This window comes from Streptomyces sp. NPDC048417 (genome assembly GCF_040651615.1).
GTDB lineage: Bacteria > Actinomycetota > Actinomycetes > Streptomycetales > Streptomycetaceae > Streptomyces.
This window is the reverse complement of record NZ_JBEZKI010000006.1, coordinates 1-20,241: the sequence shown is the minus strand read 5'-3', so window position 1 is coordinate 20,241 and position 20,241 is coordinate 1. Positions and strand designations below refer to the sequence as shown.

Genomic DNA, 20,241 nt, shown 5'->3' with positions numbered 1-20,241 from the left:
TCCCGTCGGCCGGTCCCCGTTCGGTTCCCCGGACGGGACCGGTCCCGTCCGAGCGGGCCGCCGGTGGCCGGCGGTCGCGGGCGGGTCCGACGCACTAGGCTGAACACCTGTGGTGCACCTGTTGACTGTGAGTGTGCGCTTGGGAGTGGCGAGATGAGCCGGGTCTATCCGTTCGACGATGCGGCGACGGCCCGGGCTGTCATCGACGAGGACGGCACACTGGCCGAGTGGAACGAGGGCGCACGACGGCTCCTCGGCCACCCTGCCGAGGAGGTCGTGGGCCGGCCCGCGGCGCTGCTGCTCGCCGGGGACCCACCGCCCGTGCCCGCCGGCGCCCGCTGGGACGGCACCCTCGCACTCCGCCACCGGGACGGCCGTACGCTCCCGGTCTGGCTGGTCGCCCACCACCGCACGGCACACGACGAGCGTGACGGGCGCTGGCTCGTCTTCTCCCCGGTGCCGGACGGCGGCCCGGCCGCCCCGGACGATCCGCTGGCCGCGGCCGCGCTGATCCAGTCGCCGTGCGCGATCGCGGTCTACGACGAGCACTTGCGGCTGCACCGGGTGAACGACGCGATGGCTCGGTTCATCGGGCTGCCCACGGAGCGGATCCAGGGGCTCAGGATCACCGAGATCGACGGCGAGCCGCAGAGCGAGGAGCTGGAGCGGAACATGCTCCAGGTGCTGGCCACGGGCCGCCCGCTGGACGTCGAGACCTATATGCGTTCCGGCGGCGAGGCCCGGCCGCATGCGTGGCTGGTTCGGATGGCGCCGGTCACCGACGCCGCGGGACGCGTGCTGGGGGTGAGCCTGGCCGCGCACGACATCACCGAGAACTACCTGGCCAGGGAGCGGCTCCAGCTGGTCAACGAGGCGAGCGTGCGCATCGGCACCACCCTGGACGTCACCCGTACGGCCCAGGAGCTGGCGGACGTCTGTGTGCCGGCGCTCGCCGACTTCGTCACCGTCGAGCTGCTGGACCCGCCGGAGAACGGCGGGGACCTCCCGACCCGGCTGACGGCGCCGGTCACACTGCGCCGCATCGCGCACCGGTCCGTGCTGCCCGGCGTCCCCGAGGCGGTGCTCAAGCCCGGCCACAGCGAGTCCTACCCGGCCACCTCCCCGCAGGCCGACTCGCTGACTGCGGGGCACAGCATCGTGGCCCAGGTGGCGTCCGGCGAGATGTCGCAGTGGCTGACCTGGCACAAGCTCCGCGAGGAGCGGGTGCGCGAGTTCGGCATGCACTCCTCGATGGCCGTGCCGATCCAGGCGCGCGGGACGACCCTGGGGGTCGCGGTGCTGACCCGGCACCGACGGCCCGACCCGTTCGGCCCGGACGACGTGCTGCTGGCCGAGGAGATCACGGCCCGGGCCGCCGTCTGCATCGACAACGCCCGCCGCTACTCCCGGGAGCGCGAGACCGCCCTGGCCCTGCAGCGCAGCCTGCTGCCCCGGACGCTGCCGCCCACCGCCGCCCTGCAGGCCGCCTCCCGCTATCTGCCGGCCGCCCGGGCCGGGGTGGGCGGCGACTGGTTCGACGTGATCCCGCTGTCCGGGCTGCGGGTCGCCATGGTCGTCGGGGACGTCGTCGGCCACGGTGTGCAGGCCTCGGCGACCATGGGCCGGCTGCGCACCGCCGTACGCACCCTGGCCGACATCGACCTGGCCCCGGACGAGCTGCTCACCCACCTCGACGACCTGGTGGTCCGGCTCTCGGAGGAGCAGGGCGGCGAGAACAGCCCGGGCGAGGTCGGCGCCACCTGCCTGTACGCGGTCTACGACCCGGTGTCCCGGCACTGCACGCTGGCCCGCGCCGGTCATCCGCTCCCCGTCGTGCTGCGCCCGGGCCACCGCCTGCACGAGGTGGACCTGCCCGCCGGTCCCCCGCTGGGCCTGGGCGGGCTGCCGTTCGAGTCCACCGAGATCGAGCTGCCCGAGGGCACCGTGCTGGCCATGTTCACGGACGGGCTGATCACCTCCCGGCACCAGGACCCGGACACCGGTCGCCGGCTCCTCCACGAGGCGCTGGCGGCGTACAGCGACTCGCTGGACGAGACCTGCGACCGGATCCTGCACGCCCTGCTGCCGCCGGGCGGCGCGGCCGACGACATCGCCCTGCTGCTGGCCCGTACCCAGGGCCTGCCGCCGTCCCGGGTGGCGACCTGGGACATCCCCGCCGACCCCGCCCTGGTCGCGCCGATCCGCAAGCAGGTCGTGCAGCAGCTGGACGTGTGGGACCTCACCATGGCCGCCTTCACGGCGGAGCTGGTCGTCAGCGAACTGGTCACCAACGCCATCCGCTACGGCTCCCACCCCATCCGGCTCCGCCTGATCCACGACACGGCCAGGCTGATCTGCGAGGTCTCCGACACCAGTCACACCGCCCCGCACCTGCGCCGGGCCAAGACCTTGGACGAGGGCGGCCGGGGCCTGCTGCTGGTGGCACAGCTGACCCAGCGCTGGGGCACCCGGCACACCGGCGAGGGCAAGACGATCTGGGCCGAGCTGTCCCTGTTCCCGGAGGACGTCCCCTAGGGGGTGCTGGTCAGGACGACCAGCTGGCGGGTCGCCCGGGTCATGGCGACATAGCGGTCGACGGCACCCTCGACGCCCGTGCCGAAGTCCTCCGGGTCGACGAGGACGACCAGGTCGAATTCGAGCCCCTTCGACAGCTCCGGGGTCAGCGACCGGACCCGGGGCGTCGCGGTGAAGGCGGGATCGCCGATCACGCAGGCGACGCCCTCGGCGTGGGCGGCGAGCCAGCCGTCCAGGATCGGGGCCAGTCGGTCGACGGATGCGTGGACGACGGGCAGGCCGCTGCCGCGGATCGAGGTCGGCACGTTGGCGTCCGGGAGCGCGGCCCGGATGACTGGCTCGGCCTCCGCCATGATCTCCTCGGGTGTGCGGTAGTTGATGCCGAGCGAGGCCAGGGTGATCCGGTCGAATCCGACCCGCTCCAGGCGCTCCCGCCACGACTCCGCGAACCCGTGCCTGGCCTGGGCGCGGTCCCCGACGATGGTGAAGCTCCGGGACGGGCAGCGCAGCAGCAGCATCTGCCATTCGGCGTCGGTCAGTTCCTGCGCCTCGTCGACGACGATGTGCGCGAACGGGCCGGCCAGCAGGTCCGGGGTGAGGGTGGGCAGTTCGGCCTCGTCGACCAGGCTGACCTTGGCGTCCTCGCCGCGCAGCATCCGCACCAGACCCTCGCCGTCGTCACCGTCGGCGCCGGAGTCGACGGCGGCCCCGATCAGGTTGTCGACGACCTGGGCCATGCGCTCGCGCTGGGCGGCGAGCGCGACCTCCTGCCGCTGCCTGCGCCGGGCCGCCTCCGGGTCGCCGAGCCGCTGCCTGGCCGCGTCCAGGAGCGGCAGGTCGGACACCGTCCAGGCCTGGGTGTCGGCACGCTGGAGCAGCGTTACGTCGTCGCGGTCGAGCCAGGGGGCGCACATCCGCAGATAGGCCGGTACCGACCACAGGTCGCCGACCAGGTCGGTGGCCTCCAGCAGCGGCCAGGCCCCGTTCAGGGTGTCGACCAGCTCCCTGTCCTGCTGGAGCGACCTGCGGAACCGCTCCGGTGGGATGTCGTCGCCGGTGTGCCTGTCCAGCAGGATGGTCGCCAGTTCCTCCCAGATCTGCTCACGGCCCTCGTTGTGCGGTGTGCCCGGCCCCGGTGCCCGGAACGCGTCGGCCCAGTCGTCGGCGCTCAGCCACAGGTCGCCCCAGTCGGTGGCGACCGTCATGCCGGCGGCGGGCGGCTCCTCGTAGAAGCGGACGGCCGTCTCGATCGCCCGCACCATGTCCGCGGACGACTTCAGGCGGGCCACCTCCGGATCGGCCTCGGGCGTCGCCGCGGCTCCCTCGTCCACGAGGTCGGCCGGCACACAGGTCTGCACGCCCTCCTCGCCGAGGCTGGGCAGCACGTCGGAGACGTAGTTCAGGTAGGGCCGGTGCGGGCCCACGAACAGCACACCGCCCCGCCGGTGTCCAAGGCGCGGGTCGGAGTACAGCAGGTGCGCGGTGCGGTGCAGGGCGACGACCGTCTTGCCGGTGCCCGGACCGCCGTCGACGACGAGGGCGCCCCGGGATCCCGCGCGGATGATGGCGTCCTGGTCGGCCTGGATGGTGGCGAGCACGTCCCGCATCCGCTCCGACCGGTCGGCGCCGAGGCTCGCGATGAAGGCGGACTGGTCGTCGAGCGCGGCGTGCCCTTCGAGCCCGTCGGCGGTGAACACCTCGTCCCAGTAGTCGCTGATCCGGCCGTCCGTCCAGCGGTATCGGCGGCGGCTGCGCAGCCCTGTCGGGTCGGCGTGGGTCGCCGCGAAGAACGGCTCGGCCGCGGGTGACCGCCAGTCGAGCAGCAGCCGGCGGCCCTCGCTGTCGGTGAGGCCGAGCCGGCCGATGTACACGGGCTCGGGGTCGTCCGCGGCGACCATGTGCCCCAGGCACAGGTCCAGGCCGAAGCGGCGCAGGGTGCGCAGCCGTGCGGTCAGCCGGTGGACCTCGATGTCCCGGTCCATCGCGGCCCGGCCGGTGCCGCCCGGGGCCTTGAGTTCGGTGTCGAGGCGGTCGGACAGCTCGGCGATCGTCTCGTCGAGGCAGCGCGCGATGGCCGCGAAGTGCCGCTCGTCGTCGGCGATCAGGGCCGGGGCGGCCTTGGCGGAAAGCCGTTCGGGAAGGTCGAAGGCACGGGTGGTCAGGGGGTTCACTGCATCAGCTCCGTTGGGGTGCCGGACACGGCGGCGGTTACGGCTGGCTCCGCTTCCGCGCGGGGTACCGGGCTCGGCGACAGGTGGGACGGTTCTGGTTCTGCCAGGGACGGGGGCGCGCCCGCTGGTGCGGGCGGCTCCGCTTCCCTTCGAGGTGCCGGGCCCGGCGGCAGCCACAGGCGGCTCCGCTTCCGCGCGGGGTGCCGGGCTCGGCGAGAAATGGAGCGGTTCTGGTTTCCCGCCGTTCGTGCGGAGACGGGCGGTGCCTCGCGGCCGGCCTCGTCGGGTGGTGCCGGGCGTGGGTGCGGGCGGCTCTGCTTCCGCGCGGTTCGTGCGGAGACGGCCGGTGCCTCGCGGCCGGCCTCGTCGGGTGGTGCCGGGCGTGGGTGCGGGCGGCTCTGCTTCCGCACGGTTCACGCGGAGAGAGGCCGCGACTCCCCGTCCGCTCGCTCGGCCCCGTCGAGCAGGAGCCTCGCGGCGACCGTCGCGCCGTCGGTGCGGATGTCGTCGGCCACGGCGGCCGCCCGGGCTCGGGTTCCGGGGTTCAGGGCGGTCGCGAGCGCGGCGGAGAGAGAGTCGGTGGTCGGGGTCGGGCCGTCGTGGGCCGCGCCGATGCCCAGCTCGGCCACCCGGTCTGCCCAGTGCGGCTGGTCCACGATCTGGGGGACGACCACCTGGGGCACGCCGGCCAGGGCGGCGGTCGTCGTGGTGCCCGCGCCGCCGTGGTGCACGACGGCGGCCACCCGCCGGAACAGCGCCTGGTGGTTGACCTCGCCGATCGCGAGGCAGTCGGCCCGGTCGTCGATCGGGGCGAGGCCGGCCCAGCCGCTCCCGACGAGCAGCCGGCGGCCCTGGGCACGCACCGCCTCGACGGCCGCCCGGGCGGCGTCCGGCGCGCCCCGCATCGCCATGCTGCCGAAGCCGACGTACACCGGCGGCTCACCGGCCGCCAGGAAGGCCGCCAGCTCGTCCGGAAGCGGGCGTTCGTCCGGGAGCAGCCACGCACCGGTCTGCACCAGGTCGAGGTCCGTCAGGTCCTGCCACGGTCCCAGAACCGGGTCCGCCGCCAGCCACGGCCGGCCGGTGAGGACGTGGGCGCGGACGTCGTCCACCGGTGGCAGCCCGATCGCCGCCCGATGGGTGTTCAGGGCCTCTCCGTACAGCGCGTCCACCCGCTCGGCGTCCACCTTCCACAGCGTCCGCAGGTCGGCGTCGGGCGGTGCCGGGCGGCCCGGGCGGCCGGCCGGCGGGAAGTGCGAGGACGGCATCCCGAACGGGTGGGGGCACGCGAACACGTACCGGATGCCCAGCTTCTCGGTCACAGACCGCACCCCGGCCGGCATCAGGCCGGTCGCCACCACCGCGTCGCACCCCTCGGCCGCCGCGGCGACCGCGTCGAAGTGCGCGGCGACCAGGTCGGCCGCGAGCCGGAACGCGTCCGACGGCTGCGGATTCGGCCTGGTCACCACCGAGCGCACCGACGGCCCGAACGGCACATGCGCCACGCCCGCCCGGGCCAGCAGCTCCGCGAACTCCTGGTCCGGCGGCGCGCACACCCGCACCTCGGCGCCGAGTGCCCGCAGCGCCAGCCCGAGTCCCGCCAACGGTTCGACGTCCCCGCGCGACCCGTATCCCATCAACAACACACACACGTGACGAATCCCCCAAATACCGCTGGTTCTGGCTTCGGCCTGCGATTTTGCGGGACGAGGGGGGCCTTGCCGCAAGCCCCCCTGTGCGCTATAAGTTGAGAGTGGCGAGGAGCGGCTGAACTCCTTGCCCTATTTTTTTGCCGTTCCCGTCACGGCACGCCTGCCGTTCCCGTCACGGCACGCCTGCCGTTCCCGTCACGGCGCGCTCAGCCAGGGCCGGACCTGCCTGCGTGCCTCGTGCAGCCGCGACTTCAGCGTCCCCAGTGGGATCCCCACCCGTTCGGCGACCTCGGCGTAGTCCAGCTGGCAGATGTCCCGGTAGACCAGCGGCGCGACCAGCTGCGGATGCTCCCGCTCCAGCCGGTCCAGCGCCTCCAGCAGATCGATCCGGGAGCCGGCGATCACGCTGGTGGTGCGCGGGTCGACATGCTCGGCCGGTTCGATGGTCGCCGGCTGCTCCGCCGACCGCCGCTTCAGGTCCCGGTACTTCTGCCGGGAGCAGTTGGCGACGACCGTGTACAGCCAGGTGCTGAAGCGGCTGCGGCCCTCGAAGGTGGTGATCTTCCGGGAGATCTGGAGCAGCACGTCCTGGGCCGCCTCCTCGGCGTCCTCCCGGCACGGAAGAAACCGTCCGCAGCGTCGTACGACGTCGGGCCAGACCTCGGTCAGCAGCTGGTTCAGGGCCAGCTGGTCGCCGGCGGCGGCCCGCCGGGCGAGGTCTTCGGTCAGCGCGGCGTCCGGCACGGGAGGTCCCCCTCGAAGTCGATCTCAGGCCAGGCATGATAGTCGTATGCAACCCCTGGAGCGGATCGGCCGCTATCGCCTCGAACGGCGCCTGGGCACCGGTGCCTTCGGGACGGTCTGGCTCGCCCACGACGACCAGTTGGACGCCTCGGTCGCGGTGAAGGTGCTCGCCGACAACTGGTCCCACCGTCTCGACATCCACGACCGCTTCCTGTCCGAGGCACGGCTGCTGCGCCGGGCCGACTCGAAGCGGGTGGTGCAGGTCTACGACATCGGCGAACTCCCGGACGGGCGGCCGTACTTCGTGATGGAGTACGCCGACGCGGGCACCCTCGCCGATCTGCTCGCGGCGGGCCCGCTGCCGATCCCCGACGCGCTGCTGCTGACCGCGCTGGCGGCACGCGGCGCGGCGGACCTGCACGGGGCCGGGATCGTGCACCGGGACATCAAGCCGACCAATGTGCTGCTGCGCACCGCGCAGGACGGCACCCGGCGGGTGCTGCTGGCCGACCTGGGGCTGGCGAAGAGTCTGGCGCAGGCGTCGGGGCTGACGCTCGCCGCCGGTTCGGCGGGGTACCAGCCGCCGGAGCAGGCCCAGCCCGGCGAGGGCATCGACGCCCGGGCCGACGTGTACGCGCTGGGTGCGGTGGGCTACGAGCTGGTCACCGGCACGGTGCCGGCGGCGCCCGGGCAGGTCGTCCGGCCGGACCGGTTGCGGCCGGACCTCGGGGACGACGTCCAGCGGGCGCTGATGCGGGCCCTGGAGCCGGACCGGCAGCGGCGCTGGCCGTCCGCGCAGGCCTTCGCGGACGAGCTGGACCGGCTGGCGGCGGCCGCGGCGGCGCGCCGGCCGCGGCATCTGGACGGCGTCCGCAGACGGCTCAACGCCATCACGCTGACGGTCGCCGCGGTCCTCGCGGCCGGGGGGACGGCCCTCGCGGTCACGCTGGTCGACCGGGGCGGTTCGGTGGGCGACGAGACGAAGGTCGCCGATTCCACCGGGCGGGTGGTGGCGCAGGTGCCGTCGGGGTGGGCGGGCGAGCTGCGGAACTCCGGCTGGAATCCCAAGGCGCTCGGGCTGGCCTCCGGGCACGAGCCGGGGCTGCAGGTCGCCGACGACGTGTCGCGGTGGCCGGACCTGACGACCGCGGTGAACGGCGTGTTCATCGGCCTGAGCGAGCACGGCGACGTCACCGCGAAGGTGAACGCGCTGTCCCACTCGGGGTGCCACTACGACGGCAGCCGCGCCTTCACGAGCAGCACCTGGAAGGGCCGGGTCCGCACCTGGAGCGACTGTTCCGGCGCCGGCGGCTCGGTCCAGGAGGCGGCCCTCGCCCCTGCCGACGGGGACGACCAGCCCCAGGTGTACGTGCAGGTACGGCAGAAGGGATCCGTCGCAAACACCGACAACGCCGCCACGGAGGGCATACTCCGGTCGATCCGGGTCACCTGACTCGATGAATCACGGCGTGCCCTCGAACTTTTCCGCCGTTTCTCGCATCGGATGGGAGTGACGGCGCACGGAGCGCCTCGGGCACGCCTCGCAGCGTGCCGCGAACATCCAGGAGTGTGGAGAGACATGGCGCACACGTCCCAGTCCTTGCGGCGCGGGGCGGCCCTGCTCGCGAGCACGGTCGCCGCCCTGGGCCTCCTGACCGCCTGCGGCAACGACAGCCCGGGCAAGTCGCCGGAGTCGGTGTCGGGCACGGCCGCACCCGCGACCGGCGACTCGGCGGGTTCGAGCGCGTCGGACACCGGCGCCGCACCGTCCGGCACGGCGTCCTCGTCGGCGTCCCGGAGCACCGGCTCGACGACGGGGGGCGGCTCCTCGACCGGCGGCGGCACGACGACCGCCGGCACCGCGTCCAGCAACCGCTGTCACACCTCGGAGCTGACCGCCTCGGTGGGCGGCAACGACCCGGGGGCCGGTCAGGAGAACTTCCCGATCGTGTTCACCAACAAGTCGGGCCGCACCTGCACCGTCCGCGGCTTCCCCGGCGCCGCCTTCGTGAACGCCGCCGGCACCCAGCTCGGCCCCGACCCGAAGCGGGAGTCCGGCAGCACCCCCGCGACGGTCACCCTCAAGCCCGGCCAGAGCGCCTGGGCGGGGCTGACCTTCTCCAACCCGGAGGTCAGCGGTGCCAAGACGGCGACCCCGGCCGCACTGGAGGTCACTCCGCCGGACGAGCGTGACTCGCTGAAGGTCACCTGGAAGGGCGGCACGGTCCCGGTGTCCGGGAACTCCTCCTCGGTACGGCTGACCGTGCTCAACGCCGGCACCGGCGTCTGACCGGCCGAAACGCCGGCCGCCTGGGCCTGATCACCCCGCACCCGGACCCCGCTGCCCCCTCCCCCGGGCAGCGGGGTTCGTCATGTCCGGGCCACGACTGTCACAGGCGTGCAACACGCGCCCCCGGCTCCGATCTTTTTCGCCTGCCCGCCCATCGAACCCGTCGACCACACAGGAAGAAGGCCCCGCGAGGGGCCGGGACGACGGAATCGGGGACGGACATGAGCGGCATCTCCCGCAGGCGGATCCTGACGGCGGGCGCGACGGCGGGCGCCCTGGGTGCACTGGGCGCGGTGTCGGGGTGCTCGAACGGCGAGTGGACGGTGGGCGGCGGCAGCCCTGCCGACAACGGCAGGAGCAGCGGCGTACCGACCAAGCCGCTGAAGCTCATCGGGGACGGTTCCACCGCCGACACCGGCGCCCAGCCGCACCAGCCGAAGGCGACGCGGCTGGCGGCCGGCGCCAAGCCGCCGCAGTTCGTGGTGTTCTCCTGGGACGGCGCGGGCGAGCTCAGCAACCAGCTGTTCTCCCGCTTCCGCAAGGTCGCCGCGGACCACGGCGCGAAGATGACGTTCTTCCTGTCCGGGATCTACACGCTGCCGGAGTCCAAGAAGGACCTCTACCGGCCGCCGCAGCACGAGGTCGGCGCCTCCGCGATCGGCTACCTCTCCGACCGGCACATCCACAACACGCTCCAGCAGGTGCGCGCCGCCTGGCTGGAGGGCCACGAGATCGGCACCCACTTCAACGGGCACTTCTGCGGCAGCGACGGCGTGCGCAACTGGTCCCCGGCCGAGTGGCGCAGCGAGATCGACCAGGCGATCGACTTCGTCACCAAGTGGAAGACCAACACCGGCTTCACCGACCTGGACCCGCTGCCGTTCGACTACCGCAAGGAGCTGATCGGCGGCCGTACCCCGTGCCTGGAGGGCCAGAGCAACCTGCTGCCCACGGCGGCCGCGCTCGGCTGGAAGTACGACGCCAGCTCCCCCGGGGGCCTGCAGATCTGGCCGGGCAAGGTGCAGGGCAACCGCATCTGGGACTTCCCCCTGCAGTCCATACCGTTCTCCGGGCACTCCTTCCAGGTCCTGTCGATGGACTACAACATGATGTTCAACCAGTCGGCGGGCAACCCGCTGGGCGACAAGTCCCAGTACGACGCCTGGCGCACCCAGGCCCGCGACACCTACCTGGCCGGCTTCGAGCGGGCGTACTCCACCAACCGGGCGCCGTTCTTCATCGGCAACCACTTCGAGCGCTGGAACGGCGGCATCTACATGGACGCCGTCGAGGAGGCCATCGGCAAGATGGCCGAGTACGACGATGTCCGGTTCGTGTCCTTCAAGCAGCTGGTGGCGTGGCTGGAGGCGCAGGACCCGGCGGTGCTGCGCACCCTGCGCACGCTGAACCCGGGGCAGGAGCCGACGGGCGGCTGGGCGGAGTTCCTGGGCGCGGCGGGTACCCCGGCCTCGTAACGGCGGTCTGCTTTCATGGGCGGGCCGCACTTGATCACGCCCTGAGCCGAGGAACGCGCCCTGAACACCCCGCTCGCCGAGACCCTGTCCGTCCTGCTGCTCGCCGCCGTCCTCGCCTGGGCCGTGATCCGGCCCCGCGGCTGGCCGGAGGCGGTGCTCGCCGTACCCGCGGCGGGGGTGTTGATCGCCACCGGGGCGATCTCGCTGGAGCACGCCCGGGAGGAGGCCGAACGGCTCGGGCCCGTCGTCGGTTTCCTCGCCGCCGTCCTGGTGCTGGCCCACTTCTGCGATGTGGAGGGGCTGTTCCAGGCCTGCGGGGCGTGGATGGCCCGCTGGGCGGACGGGCGGCCGGTGCGGCTGCTGACCGCGGTCTTCGCGCTGGCCTCGGTGATCACCGCCGTACTGAGTCTGGACGCGACGGTGGTGCTGCTGACGCCGGTGGTGTTCGCGACGGCGGCCCGGTCCGGGGTGCGGGCCAAGCCGCACGTCTACGCGTGCACGCATCTGTCGAACACCGCCTCGCTGCTGCTGCCGGTGTCGAATCTGACGAACCTGCTGGCGTTCGCGGCGAGCGGGCTGAGCTTCACCCGGTTCGCGGCGCTGATGGTGCTGCCCTGGCTGGTGGCGATCGGCGCCGAGTACCTGGTCTTCCGGCGGTTCTTCGCCCGGGACCTGTCCTCGGCGGCCCCGGGCGCGAAGGACACCGGCGAGCCACCCCGGCTGCCGCTGTTCGCGGTGGTGACGGTGGCCTGCACGCTCGCCGGGTTCGTGGTCACCTCCGCGTTCGGGATCGACCCCGCGTGGGCCGCGTTCGCCGGCGCGCTGGTGCTCGCCGGGCGGGCGCTGGTACGGCGGCAGGCAACCCCGCTGTCGGTCGTGAAGGCGGCGGCTCCGACGTTCCTGGCGTTCGTGCTCGCGCTCGGGATCGTGGTGCGGGCGGTCGTCGACAACGGGCTGTCCGACGCGCTCGGGCATGTCCTGCCGGGCGGGACGGGGTTGCCGGCCCTGTTCGGGATCGCCGCGCTGGCCGCCGTACTGGCCAATGTCGTCAACAACCTGCCGGCGGTGCTGGTGCTGCTGCCGCTGGCCGCGCAGACCGGGCCGGGCGCGGTGCTGGCGGTACTGCTCGGGGTGAACATCGGCCCGAACCTCACCTACGCCGGTTCACTCGCCACGCTGCTGTGGCGCAGGATCGTGCACCAGCACGACCACGGGGTGGACCTCGGGGAGTTCACCCGGCTCGGGCTGCTCGCCGTGCCGACCGCACTGGCCGGTGCGGTGGTGGCACTGTGGGGAGCGCTCCAGGTGGTCGGGATCTAGACGGGAGGCCATGGACATGCGGGTGATCGTCTGGCTGGTCGAGGGGATCTGGCCCGCCTGTGTGGACGCGGCGCGCGGCTACGCGCGGGACGCGTCCGAGGTGGTGCTGCTGCACGTGACCGAGCCCGGGGTGGCCGGTCTGGCGCACGGCGCCTTCGCGGGGCTGCTGGGCCGGGCGGGTTCGGAACCGGACCCGGAGCGGCGGCTGGTCGAGCTCGGCGGCACGTCGGCGGCGGAACTGCTGGACGCGGCCGAGGCACGGCTGGGGCGGCCGTGCACCCGGCTGGAGCGGACCGGGCGCGTGGAGCGGGAGGTGGTGGCCGCCGCCGAGGGCGCCGGTCTGCTGATCGTGGCCCGGGACGGCGACCGGTCCCGGCTGGGCCCGCACAGCCTGGGCAAGGCGGTGCGGTTCGCCGTCGACCACGCGCCCTGCCCGGTGCTGCTGGTGTGGCCGGAGGGGGCGCCGGACCTGACGACGATGCCGCCCCCGCCGCCGCACCACCCCTGAGCCGGTAGCGGCTCAGTGGCCGTGGTGACCACCGCCGTAGCCACCACCGCCGCCGTAGCCCCCGCCGTCGCCGTACTGGCCGCCGCCGTAGCAGTAGCCCGGGTACTCCTCGCACGGGTTGTAGCTCGGGGCGCTGCTCGACGGCGTGGGCTGTGCTGTCGTCCGCGACTCCGAAGGGGTGGGCGTCGGCGTGGGGGTCTTCGCGGCCTTGGGCGCGGGGGTGGCCGACGGGGTGGGCGTCGGCGTCGGGGTGGTGTCGGCGTCCCAGTTGACGATCTGCATCTGCAGGTCGGGCTGGGAGGTGTCCATCACCCAGCGCTGGGCGGCGACGTTCGCCCGGGTCTTGACCACCAGGGAGCCGCCGCCGTCGGTGGCGGCCGGGGCGAGCGCCAGGTCCTGGTCCCAGCGGGGCACCAGGGCGCCCTGGAGGGTGAAGTCGTAGCGGATGCTCCGGCCGCCGGATCCGGAGGCGGCCGAGCACGGGGCGAGCTGGACGGAGTAGCCGAGGTGCGAGTCGAGGCACAGGCCGGGGTCGGCGCCGTTGCGCAGCAGCCCGTCGTTCTCGTACGTCCACTGCTGGGCGGCGACCGAGGAGCACTCGGCGAGTTCGGTCTCCGCACCCTTGGCGGGCTTGTTGCCGACCACGCCGATGCACAGGCCGGAGGCGATGTTGTGCAGGCGTCCGCGCAGGGTGCCCTGGGTGGTCTGGCTGGTGCCGATCCAGGACGGACCCGAGCTGGCGGTGCCCTTGCCGGGCGTGGCGGAGGGCTTGCCCGCGGCCGTCGAGCCGGCGTCGTCGCCCGAGCCGAGCACCGCCCACAGCACCAGCGGCAGCACGACCAGCCCGCTCACCGTGCCCACGGCCACGGCGAGGTTGCGGCGGCGCACCCGCCGGGCGGCCCGCTGCTTGGCGCGGCGGGAGACGGCGGGGTGCACCACCAGGTCCTTGCCCGGCCCGGCCGCCGGGGCGAAGGCCTCGCCTGCCGCCGGGGCGAAGGCCTCACCGACCGCGGGGCGGCCGCCGGGCGTGGTGTCCTGCTCGGCGGGCTCCCCGGTGCGGCCGGCCCGCGACTCCAGATAGGCGCGGGCGCCCCAGCCGAGCACGGCCTCGGCCAGGGCGAGGCCGAGGCTGCGGCCGCCGTTGAACTGGTGGAGCTGGTCGGCGGTGTACCGGCAGTGGCTGCAGCCGTTGAGGTGCTGCTCGAGGTCCCGGTCGATGTCGACGCCGCCGCGCCGGAAGGTCACGTCGATCATCCGGACGTACCGCTGGCACTCGTCCTCGTGGGCGAGTTCGCGGTGCACCTGGAGGCACTCCTCGCGCAGCCGCTCGCGGGCCCGGCGCAGTTCGACCCGCGTGTCCTGCTCGTCGAGGCCCAGCAGTCCGCCGGGGGTCGACAGCGGCTCCGACTCGACCTCGGTGTGCCACAGCACGGCCCGCGAGGACTGGGTCAGACGCTGGAAGGCGCGGGAGAGCAGCCGCCGGTTCGTGGGCGGGAGCAACCGGGAGGCGGCCCGCTCCCCCTTGCCGACGCGCAGTTCGGGGTGCAGGAGTTCGCCGCGGCCGTCGTTGTCCCATTCGGCGGCGATACGGCGGACGGTGACAAGGAGTTGGGGGCGCCAAGCAGCAGTGGGCCCGGCCTGGCGGAGGGATTCACCGAAAAGCCGGGTGAATGCGGCGGTGGTGAGCATTCCCGCACCGCGGGACCCGTCGGTGCACAGTCGGGCGTAGGCGAAGGCCGCTTCCCAGTGCCGGTCGAGGAGTTCACCGACGGGATGCAGCGCGGGCGCGGCGCCCGTCCATTGCTTGAGCTCGGCGCTGAGCTGCTCGTCGGTGACGTCGAACGGCCGGGCTGGGGTAGGGGAATTCCCCAGGCCTGCGTCATTCACGGCGGCATTCCTTCCAGACGCAACGCGGAATTTAGTCCATACCGTCGGGTATGTGACCGGTACGCGACCCGGCCGATGCCATGATCGGATGGGCCTGTAGGGGTTCGGCGCTCGAACGTCCGCCGTCGGCAGCTCTTTTGAAGCGTGGGGAGCGTACGGGAGCGGCCTCGCGCATGCGGGGTGAAAATAATTGTCCGCATGCCGACACGGCACACCTTTGCACAGGCCAGCAGGGCAGAACAAGGGATACCAGGGTTTTCCGCATTGCCCGGAGCCTGCGCTAATTTGACGAATCGTCAATGAGTACGTTCGCGCTTTGTCGTTGTATCGACATCGTAATTGGCGCGAGGATTCGGGGTCGACCGCCCCGGCATCCGCACCAACCATTGAACCACGGCCCGACCTGCGCAAGCCGTCCGGCCGACGGCGTCCGCGAACCAATGGCCGCGGGCATTAGGGGCGTTCACCGGAACGGTAGGCGCCGGGCGGGACACCGTATCTTTCGCGGAAAACCCGGTTGAAATGGAACGGGCTGGGAAATCCGGACGCGGCGGCGACCCGCTCGACCGTGAGGTCGGTGCTCTCCAGCAGCCGGGCGGCGTGTCGCAGCCGCGCCGCGCGCAACGCGCGCATCGGGGGCACACCGGTCTCCCGGGCGAAGAGGTGGGCGAACCGGGACGGCGACAGCGCGACACGCGCGGCGAGCGAGTCGACGGTGTGCGGGGCGCCCGGGTCCGCGGCGATCAGTTCCTCGGCGCGGCGCACGCGCCCGTCCCCGGCGTCCGGGCCGGGTGGCGCCCGGTGCGCGCCGGCCGTCGCGAGCAGGACCACCTCCTCCAGCGCGCACAGGGCGAGTTCGCGTGCCGCGCTGCCGTACGCGACGGCGACGGGCGCGTCGCCGGGCACGGCCGCGGGCGGCGCGCCGCTGCCGGTCCAGCGGGAGTCGGCCAGCAGACGGTGGAAAGCGGCCTCGATCCGGGCGTGTGTGTCGTCCGGCGCGCCGACGGCGTACACACCGTCGCCCACCGCGCACGGGCCCAGCCACTGCGCCCAGCCGGGGCGGGCCTGGCAGTGGATCCACCAGAACCGCCATCGGCTCGCGTCGGGCGCCACCGCGTAGTCGTGCGGCACGCCGGGGGCGAGGACGACCAGCTCGCCGGGGCGCGCCCAGGCCTGTGCGGTGCCCTGCCGGAGCAGGCCGCGGCCGTCCGTGGTCCAGGTGAACAGCCAACTGCCCGACCCCTCGGGGCGGTTGATCCGGTAGCCGGGACCCTGGTCGTAGCGGCCGGTGACGACCATGCCCGGCGGCGGTGCCGGGACAGCGGTCCCGGGCAGTCCCTCAGCGGTCATGGGCATCCTCTCCGCGAACACGTCGGCCTAGCGTGACAGGCCCAGGGCACCGGACCGAGGAGCGCGGGTATGACAGTCACGGGCATCGGCACCACCATGGTGCGGCAGTTCGAGGAGGACGGGTTCACCGTCGTGCGCGGGTTGTTCGGGTACGACGAGATCGACCGGTTGTGCGCCGAGTTCGCGGCGCTGCACGCGGCGGGGCGGCCTGTTCCGGGCCACTTCCAGCCGGGGCCGACGGCGGATCCGCTGCACCGGTATCCCCGCGTCATGCAGCCGCACGAGATCAGCGCGCTCGCCCGGCGGTTCCTGCTGGACGCACGGCTGCGGGTGATCCTGGAGGGACTGTTCGGGGAGGAGGTGCTGGCCGCGCAGAGCATGTTCTACTTCAAGCCGCCGGGGGCCCGGGGGCAGGCGCTGCACCAGGACAACTTCTATCTGCGGGTGGAGCCGGGAACGTGCGTCGCCGCGTGGGTCGCCTGCGAGGAGATCGACCGGGAGAACGGCGGACTCGAGGTGGTGCCGGGGACGCATCGGATGGAGCTGTTCTGCCCGGAGGAGTCCGATGCGGAGCTGTCGTTCGCGCGGGAGTACGTGGCACCGCCGAAGGGGCTGGTGGCGGTGCCGGTCGATATGGGGCCGGGGGATGTGCTGTTCTTCAACGGGAGTCTGGTGCACGGGGCACAGCCGAACCGGTCCGGGGACCGGTTCCGGCGGTCGTTCATCGGGCACTATGTGGGGCGGTCGGCGGTGCGGATCGGTGAGTACTACCGGACGTTGAGCATGGGTGGGGACAGGGTTCCTCTGCTGGAGAGTGAGGGGGGCGGTCCGTGCGGGACCGAACGGTCGTGATTCCGCGGGTGGATTGTGGTTGCTCGCGCCCACGCGGCGGAGCCGCGTATTGACGCAGCCCCGCGCCCCTGAGCGGGGCGCGTCTCAGTGGCCCGCGATGGCGTGGGGAACGTAGGGCTGCTCCAGCTCCTCGAGTTCCTTTTCGCTCAGTTGCAACTCCACTGCCGCCACGGCGTCCTCGATGTGCTGGGGCTTGGACGCGCCGATGATCGGGGCCGTCACCGTGTTCTGGTGGAGGAGCCAGGACAGGGCCACCTGGGCTCGGGGGACGCCCCGGTCGCCGGCGATGCGGGTGACCGCCTCGACGATCGCGCGGTCGCCGTCCTGGTAGAGGCGGTCGCCGAAGTTGTCGGTGGTGCTGCGCTCGGTGACCGTGCCCCAGTCGCGGGTGAGGCGGCCCCGGGCCAGCGGGCTCCACGGCAGCACGCCCACGCCCTGGTCGGCGCAGAGCGGCAGCATCTCGCGCTCCTCCTCGCGGTAGAGGAGGTTGTAGTGGTTCTGCATGGAGACGAACTTGCTCCAGCCGTTCCGTTCGGCCGTGTACTGGGCCTTGGAGAACTCCCAGGCGTACATCGAACTGGCCCCGATGTAGCGCGCCTTGCCCGCCTTGACGACGTCGTGCAGCGCCTCCATCGTCTCCTCGATCGGCGTGTCGTGGTCGAAGCGGTGGATCTGGTAGAGGTCGACGTAGTCGGTGCCGAGGCGGCTGAGGCTGTGGTCGATCTCGGTGAGGATCGCCTTGCGGGACAGGCCGCCGCCGTTGGGGCCGGGGCGCATCCGGCCGTGCACCTTGGTGGCGAGGACGATCTCGTCGCGCTGGGCGTAGTCGCGCAGCGCCTTGCCGACGATCTCCTCGCTGGTGCCGTCCGAGTAGACGTTGGCGGTGTCGAAGAAGTTGATGCCCGCCTCCAGCGCCTGCCGGATCAGCGGGCGGGACGCCTCCTCGTCGAGGGTCCACTCGTGGGTGCCGCGGTCGGGCAGGCCGTAGGTCATGCAGCCGAGGCAGATCCGGGACACGTCCAGACCGGTGCGGCCGAGCTTCACGTACTCCATCGTTGTCTCCCACATTCGAGATCACGTCGTACAGAGCCGAGCGTACGTCGGCCCGCCGCCCGGGCTCGCGTGACGAGGGCGGTAATCGGACGCGTCAGCCCTGCTCCAGCAGGTCCAGCGCCCGTTCCCAGGCGAACTCGGGGCGCCGGCCGTCCGCTTCGGCTCCGCCGGTGTGCGGGTCGCCGAAGCGGACACCCAGCCCGCGCAGCCGGGTCAGGCTCTCCCGGTAGGCGGGGTGGGCGGCCAGTGCGTCGGCGACGCAGGGCAGGACGGCTATCGGGACGCCCAGGCCCAGCGCCTCGCAGAGGGTGCCGACGGCGAGGGTGTCGGCGAGCCCGGCGGCCCATTTGTTGACGGTGTTGAAGGTGGCGGGGGCGACGATCACCGCGTCCGGCGCCGGAAAGGGGCGCGGGTCACAGGGGCGGCGCCAGGCCGACCGGACGGGGCGGCCGGTGCGGGCCTCGGCCTCGGCGGTGTCGAAGAAGCCGTTCATCGCGACCGGTGTGGCGATGACCCCGACCTCCCAACCGCGCTCCTGGGCGTCGGTGATCAGCCCGCCGACGCCTGCGGCGATGCCGGCCCCGCAGACGACGAGGTAGAGAAAGGGCTTCGAGGGCGCATCGGTCATCCGGGAACCCTATGCGGGTGCTAGTGCCGCAGCAGGCAACGTTCGCCCCGTCCCGACGCCCGGCACGCACTCTCGCCGCACCGGCCGAAAGCCCAAGTACATCCAGTACGACGACTTCCGGCCGGCACACCGAGAGCACGCACCGGACGCCGCTCCTTGACGGGCAAACGTTGCCTGCCGCGGCACTAGCGGAGCGGGAACGACAGGCCCCGCTCGGACTCCGGGCGCGGCCCGTGGAGACGGCGTTCGCGCTCCTCGATCGGGACGTCGTTGATGCTGGCCTCGCGCCGGGTCATCAGGCCGTGCTCGTCGAACTCCCAGAGCTCGTTGCCGTACGACCGCCACCACTGGCCGGCCGCGTCGTGGCACTCGTACTGGAAGCGGACCGCGATGCGGTTGCCGTCGAAGGCCCACAGGTCCTTGCGGAGCGCGTAGTCGAGTTCCCGGTCCCATTTGGCGGTGAGGAACCCGACGATCTCGGCGCGGCCGGTGACGAAGGTGTCGCGGTTGCGCCACACCGAGTCCTCCGAGTAGGCGAGCGCCACGCGCTGCGGGTCGCGGGTGTTCCAGGCGTCCTCGGCGGCCTGGACCTTCTGGGCGGCGGTCTCGCGGGTGAAGGGCGGCAGGGGCGGACGGTCGGCCATGATCTCCTCCTCAAGGGAGAACGTGCGTTCTCCCGGACGCTGCTAACGTAGGAGAACGCACGTTCTCTCGTCAAGGAGCATCGGGAGTGGTCATGGACAGCGCGGTCGCACGGGAGCAGGCCCTGGACGCCGCCGAGCGGCTGTTCTACGGGCGGGGGGTGCAGTCCGTGGGCATGGACGACATACGCGGCGCCTCCGGGGTCTCCCTCAAACGGCTCTACCAGCTCTTCCCCGCAAAGGAACAGCTCGTGGTGGCCTATCTGGAGCGCCGGGACGTGCGCTGGAGGCAGCGGCTGGCCGCGTATGCCGAGCGGCAGCCGGACCCCCGGGAGCGGCTTCTCGCCGTCTTCGACTGGCTGGCGGGGTGGTTCGGCGAGGAGGACTTCCGAGGGTGCGCGTGGATCAACGCGTACGGGGAGCTGGGTGCCACCTCCGAGCGGGTGGTGGCCCAGGTGCGGGGCCACAAGCAGGCCTTCCGGGACTACCTCGCGGGCCTGGTGGCGGGCGCCGGGCTGGACGCCGCGCTCACCGGGCCGCTGTTCCTGCTGGCCGAGGGGGCGATGGTGACCGCGGGCATCACCGGGAGCACGGAGCCCGCGGCCGAGGCACGCGAGGCGGCCCGGGCGCTGCTGCGCGACCGGTGAGGTCAGGTCGCGGCCGGCGCCTCCCGGCCGGCCAGGGCGGCGCGTCGGCGCGGGTCAGCTCGGCGGGGACCGGGTGCAGGCAGGCTCTCCCCCGTCCCCGCCGGACATGGCCCGGTGCGTCGGCCCCGCGGCTCTGCCGCCCGGCGTGGCGGCGGAGCTGCGGGGTGCCCGGATTGGTCGCCGAGGACACGGTGCTGCTGCGCCGGCGCGCCCGGTTCGCCGTACCGGCGCTGGTGGACGGCCGGACCGGCCTCGTGGCGCCCCGCGCGGACGGCTCCTGTACGTCCCGCGGGGCACCGCCGAGTGCGGCCGGGTGGCGGCCTGCGCGGTGATCGCCGACCCGGCGCGGCCACGCGGGCTGGAACCGGCGGTGCTGGAGGCACCGTCGGTCGTCGCTAGTGCCGTGGCAGGCAACGTTTGCCCGTGAAGGAGCGGCGCCCGGTGCGTGCTCTCGGCGTGCCGGACGGAGGCCCTCGTACTGGACGTAC

Annotated in this window: 17 protein-coding genes; 9 read left to right on the top strand and 8 right to left on the bottom strand. The window is 73.1% G+C overall.

The window, feature by feature from the left end:
- Positions 1-153 precede the first annotated feature (153 nt).
- On the top strand, positions 154-2,535 hold the full coding sequence (locus AB0D59_RS11165) for a SpoIIE family protein phosphatase (RefSeq protein ID WP_362563593.1): 2,382 nt from the start codon (positions 154-156) through the stop codon (positions 2,533-2,535).
- On the opposite strand, the gene helR is transcribed toward AB0D59_RS11165, so the two are convergent.
- From helR to AB0D59_RS11150, 3 genes are all read right to left on the bottom strand, one after another.
- A complete protein-coding gene (helR, locus tag AB0D59_RS11160) occupies positions 2,532-4,706 on the bottom strand; it encodes an RNA polymerase recycling motor ATPase HelR (RefSeq protein WP_362563591.1) in 2,175 nt (724 codons plus the stop codon). The genes AB0D59_RS11165 and helR overlap by 4 nt on opposite strands.
- A gap of 413 nt (positions 4,707-5,119) precedes the next feature.
- A complete protein-coding gene (locus AB0D59_RS11155; protein ID WP_362563588.1) occupies positions 5,120-6,358 on the bottom strand; it encodes a glycosyltransferase in 1,239 nt (412 codons plus the stop codon).
- A gap of 195 nt (positions 6,359-6,553) precedes the next feature.
- Positions 6,554-7,102, bottom strand: a complete 549-nt coding sequence (locus AB0D59_RS11150; protein ID WP_362563586.1) for a sigma-70 family RNA polymerase sigma factor — start codon at positions 7,100-7,102, stop codon at positions 6,554-6,556.
- Positions 7,103-7,148: 46 nt separating this feature from the next.
- Between AB0D59_RS11150 and AB0D59_RS11145 the strand changes: the two genes are divergently transcribed.
- The 5 genes from AB0D59_RS11145 (at position 7,149) to AB0D59_RS11125 (ending at position 12,695) form a co-directional block, all read left to right on the top strand.
- Positions 7,149-8,555 carry a serine/threonine-protein kinase gene (locus tag AB0D59_RS11145; RefSeq protein WP_362563583.1) on the top strand — a complete coding sequence of 469 codons (1,407 nt, stop codon included), beginning with the start codon at positions 7,149-7,151 and terminating at the stop codon, positions 8,553-8,555.
- 126 nt (positions 8,556-8,681) lie between these two features.
- Positions 8,682-9,392: a DUF4232 domain-containing protein gene (locus AB0D59_RS11140; protein ID WP_362563580.1), complete on the top strand. Its 711-nt coding sequence runs from the start codon at positions 8,682-8,684 to the stop codon at positions 9,390-9,392.
- 221 nt (positions 9,393-9,613) lie between these two features.
- Complete coding sequence (locus tag AB0D59_RS11135) at positions 9,614-10,867, top strand: hypothetical protein (RefSeq protein ID WP_362563577.1); 1,254 nt, start codon at positions 9,614-9,616, stop codon at positions 10,865-10,867.
- 60 nt (positions 10,868-10,927) lie between these two features.
- The gene (locus AB0D59_RS11130; protein ID WP_362564164.1) at positions 10,928-12,187 is read left to right on the top strand and encodes an arsenic transporter; all 1,260 of its coding nucleotides are present in this window, start codon (positions 10,928-10,930) and stop codon (positions 12,185-12,187) included.
- A gap of 16 nt (positions 12,188-12,203) precedes the next feature.
- The gene (locus tag AB0D59_RS11125) at positions 12,204-12,695 is read left to right on the top strand and encodes a universal stress protein (RefSeq protein ID WP_362564162.1); all 492 of its coding nucleotides are present in this window, start codon (positions 12,204-12,206) and stop codon (positions 12,693-12,695) included.
- A gap of 12 nt (positions 12,696-12,707) precedes the next feature.
- On the opposite strand, the gene AB0D59_RS11120 is transcribed toward AB0D59_RS11125, so the two are convergent.
- Positions 12,708-14,582, bottom strand: a complete 1,875-nt coding sequence (locus AB0D59_RS11120) for an RICIN domain-containing protein (RefSeq protein WP_362563575.1) — start codon at positions 14,580-14,582, stop codon at positions 12,708-12,710.
- A 453-nt stretch (positions 14,583-15,035) separates the two neighbouring features.
- Complete coding sequence (locus tag AB0D59_RS11115) at positions 15,036-15,932, bottom strand: helix-turn-helix domain-containing protein (protein ID WP_362563572.1); 897 nt, start codon at positions 15,930-15,932, stop codon at positions 15,036-15,038.
- Between the two features lie 69 nt (positions 15,933-16,001).
- Between AB0D59_RS11115 and AB0D59_RS11110 the strand changes: the two genes are divergently transcribed.
- A complete protein-coding gene (locus AB0D59_RS11110) occupies positions 16,002-16,784 on the top strand; it encodes a phytanoyl-CoA dioxygenase family protein (RefSeq protein WP_362563570.1) in 783 nt (260 codons plus the stop codon).
- Between the two features lie 84 nt (positions 16,785-16,868).
- Here AB0D59_RS11110 and AB0D59_RS11105 read toward each other — a convergent pair whose 3' ends face one another.
- The 3 genes from AB0D59_RS11105 to AB0D59_RS11095 form a co-directional block, all read right to left on the bottom strand.
- Positions 16,869-17,837: an aldo/keto reductase gene (locus AB0D59_RS11105; RefSeq protein ID WP_362563568.1), complete on the bottom strand. Its 969-nt coding sequence runs from the start codon at positions 17,835-17,837 to the stop codon at positions 16,869-16,871.
- 94 nt (positions 17,838-17,931) lie between these two features.
- Positions 17,932-18,465 carry a flavoprotein gene (locus tag AB0D59_RS11100; protein WP_362563566.1) on the bottom strand — a complete coding sequence of 178 codons (534 nt, stop codon included), beginning with the start codon at positions 18,463-18,465 and terminating at the stop codon, positions 17,932-17,934.
- Positions 18,466-18,650: 185 nt separating this feature from the next.
- Complete coding sequence (locus AB0D59_RS11095; protein WP_362563563.1) at positions 18,651-19,109, bottom strand: nuclear transport factor 2 family protein; 459 nt, start codon at positions 19,107-19,109, stop codon at positions 18,651-18,653.
- Positions 19,110-19,201: 92 nt separating this feature from the next.
- Between AB0D59_RS11095 and AB0D59_RS11090 the strand changes: the two genes are divergently transcribed.
- Complete coding sequence (locus AB0D59_RS11090; RefSeq protein ID WP_362563560.1) at positions 19,202-19,753, top strand: TetR/AcrR family transcriptional regulator; 552 nt, start codon at positions 19,202-19,204, stop codon at positions 19,751-19,753.
- Between the two features lie 164 nt (positions 19,754-19,917).
- Positions 19,918-20,085 (top strand): hypothetical protein, encoded by a 168-nt coding sequence (locus tag AB0D59_RS11085; protein ID WP_362563558.1) that lies wholly within the window; start codon positions 19,918-19,920, stop codon positions 20,083-20,085.
- The last annotated feature ends 156 nt before the right edge of the window (positions 20,086-20,241 follow it).

Coding starts and splice junctions, on each gene's coding strand:
- AB0D59_RS11125 (WP_362564162.1), top strand. CDS start 12,204: ATGCGGGTGATCGTCTGGCTGGTCGAGGGGATCTGGCCCGCCTGTGTG.
- AB0D59_RS11105 (WP_362563568.1), bottom strand. CDS start 17,837: ATGGAGTACGTGAAGCTCGGCCGCACCGGTCTGGACGTGTCCCGGATC.
- AB0D59_RS11090 (WP_362563560.1), top strand. CDS start 19,202: ATGGACAGCGCGGTCGCACGGGAGCAGGCCCTGGACGCCGCCGAGCGG.
- AB0D59_RS11135 (WP_362563577.1), top strand. CDS start 9,614: ATGAGCGGCATCTCCCGCAGGCGGATCCTGACGGCGGGCGCGACGGCG.
- AB0D59_RS11165 (WP_362563593.1), top strand. CDS start 154: ATGAGCCGGGTCTATCCGTTCGACGATGCGGCGACGGCCCGGGCTGTC.
- AB0D59_RS11100 (WP_362563566.1), bottom strand. CDS start 18,465: ATGACCGATGCGCCCTCGAAGCCCTTTCTCTACCTCGTCGTCTGCGGG.
- AB0D59_RS11115 (WP_362563572.1), bottom strand. CDS start 15,932: ATGACCGCTGAGGGACTGCCCGGGACCGCTGTCCCGGCACCGCCGCCG.
- AB0D59_RS11095 (WP_362563563.1), bottom strand. CDS start 19,109: ATGGCCGACCGTCCGCCCCTGCCGCCCTTCACCCGCGAGACCGCCGCC.
- AB0D59_RS11110 (WP_362563570.1), top strand. CDS start 16,002: ATGACAGTCACGGGCATCGGCACCACCATGGTGCGGCAGTTCGAGGAG.
- AB0D59_RS11145 (WP_362563583.1), top strand. CDS start 7,149: ATGCAACCCCTGGAGCGGATCGGCCGCTATCGCCTCGAACGGCGCCTG.
- AB0D59_RS11140 (WP_362563580.1), top strand. CDS start 8,682: ATGGCGCACACGTCCCAGTCCTTGCGGCGCGGGGCGGCCCTGCTCGCG.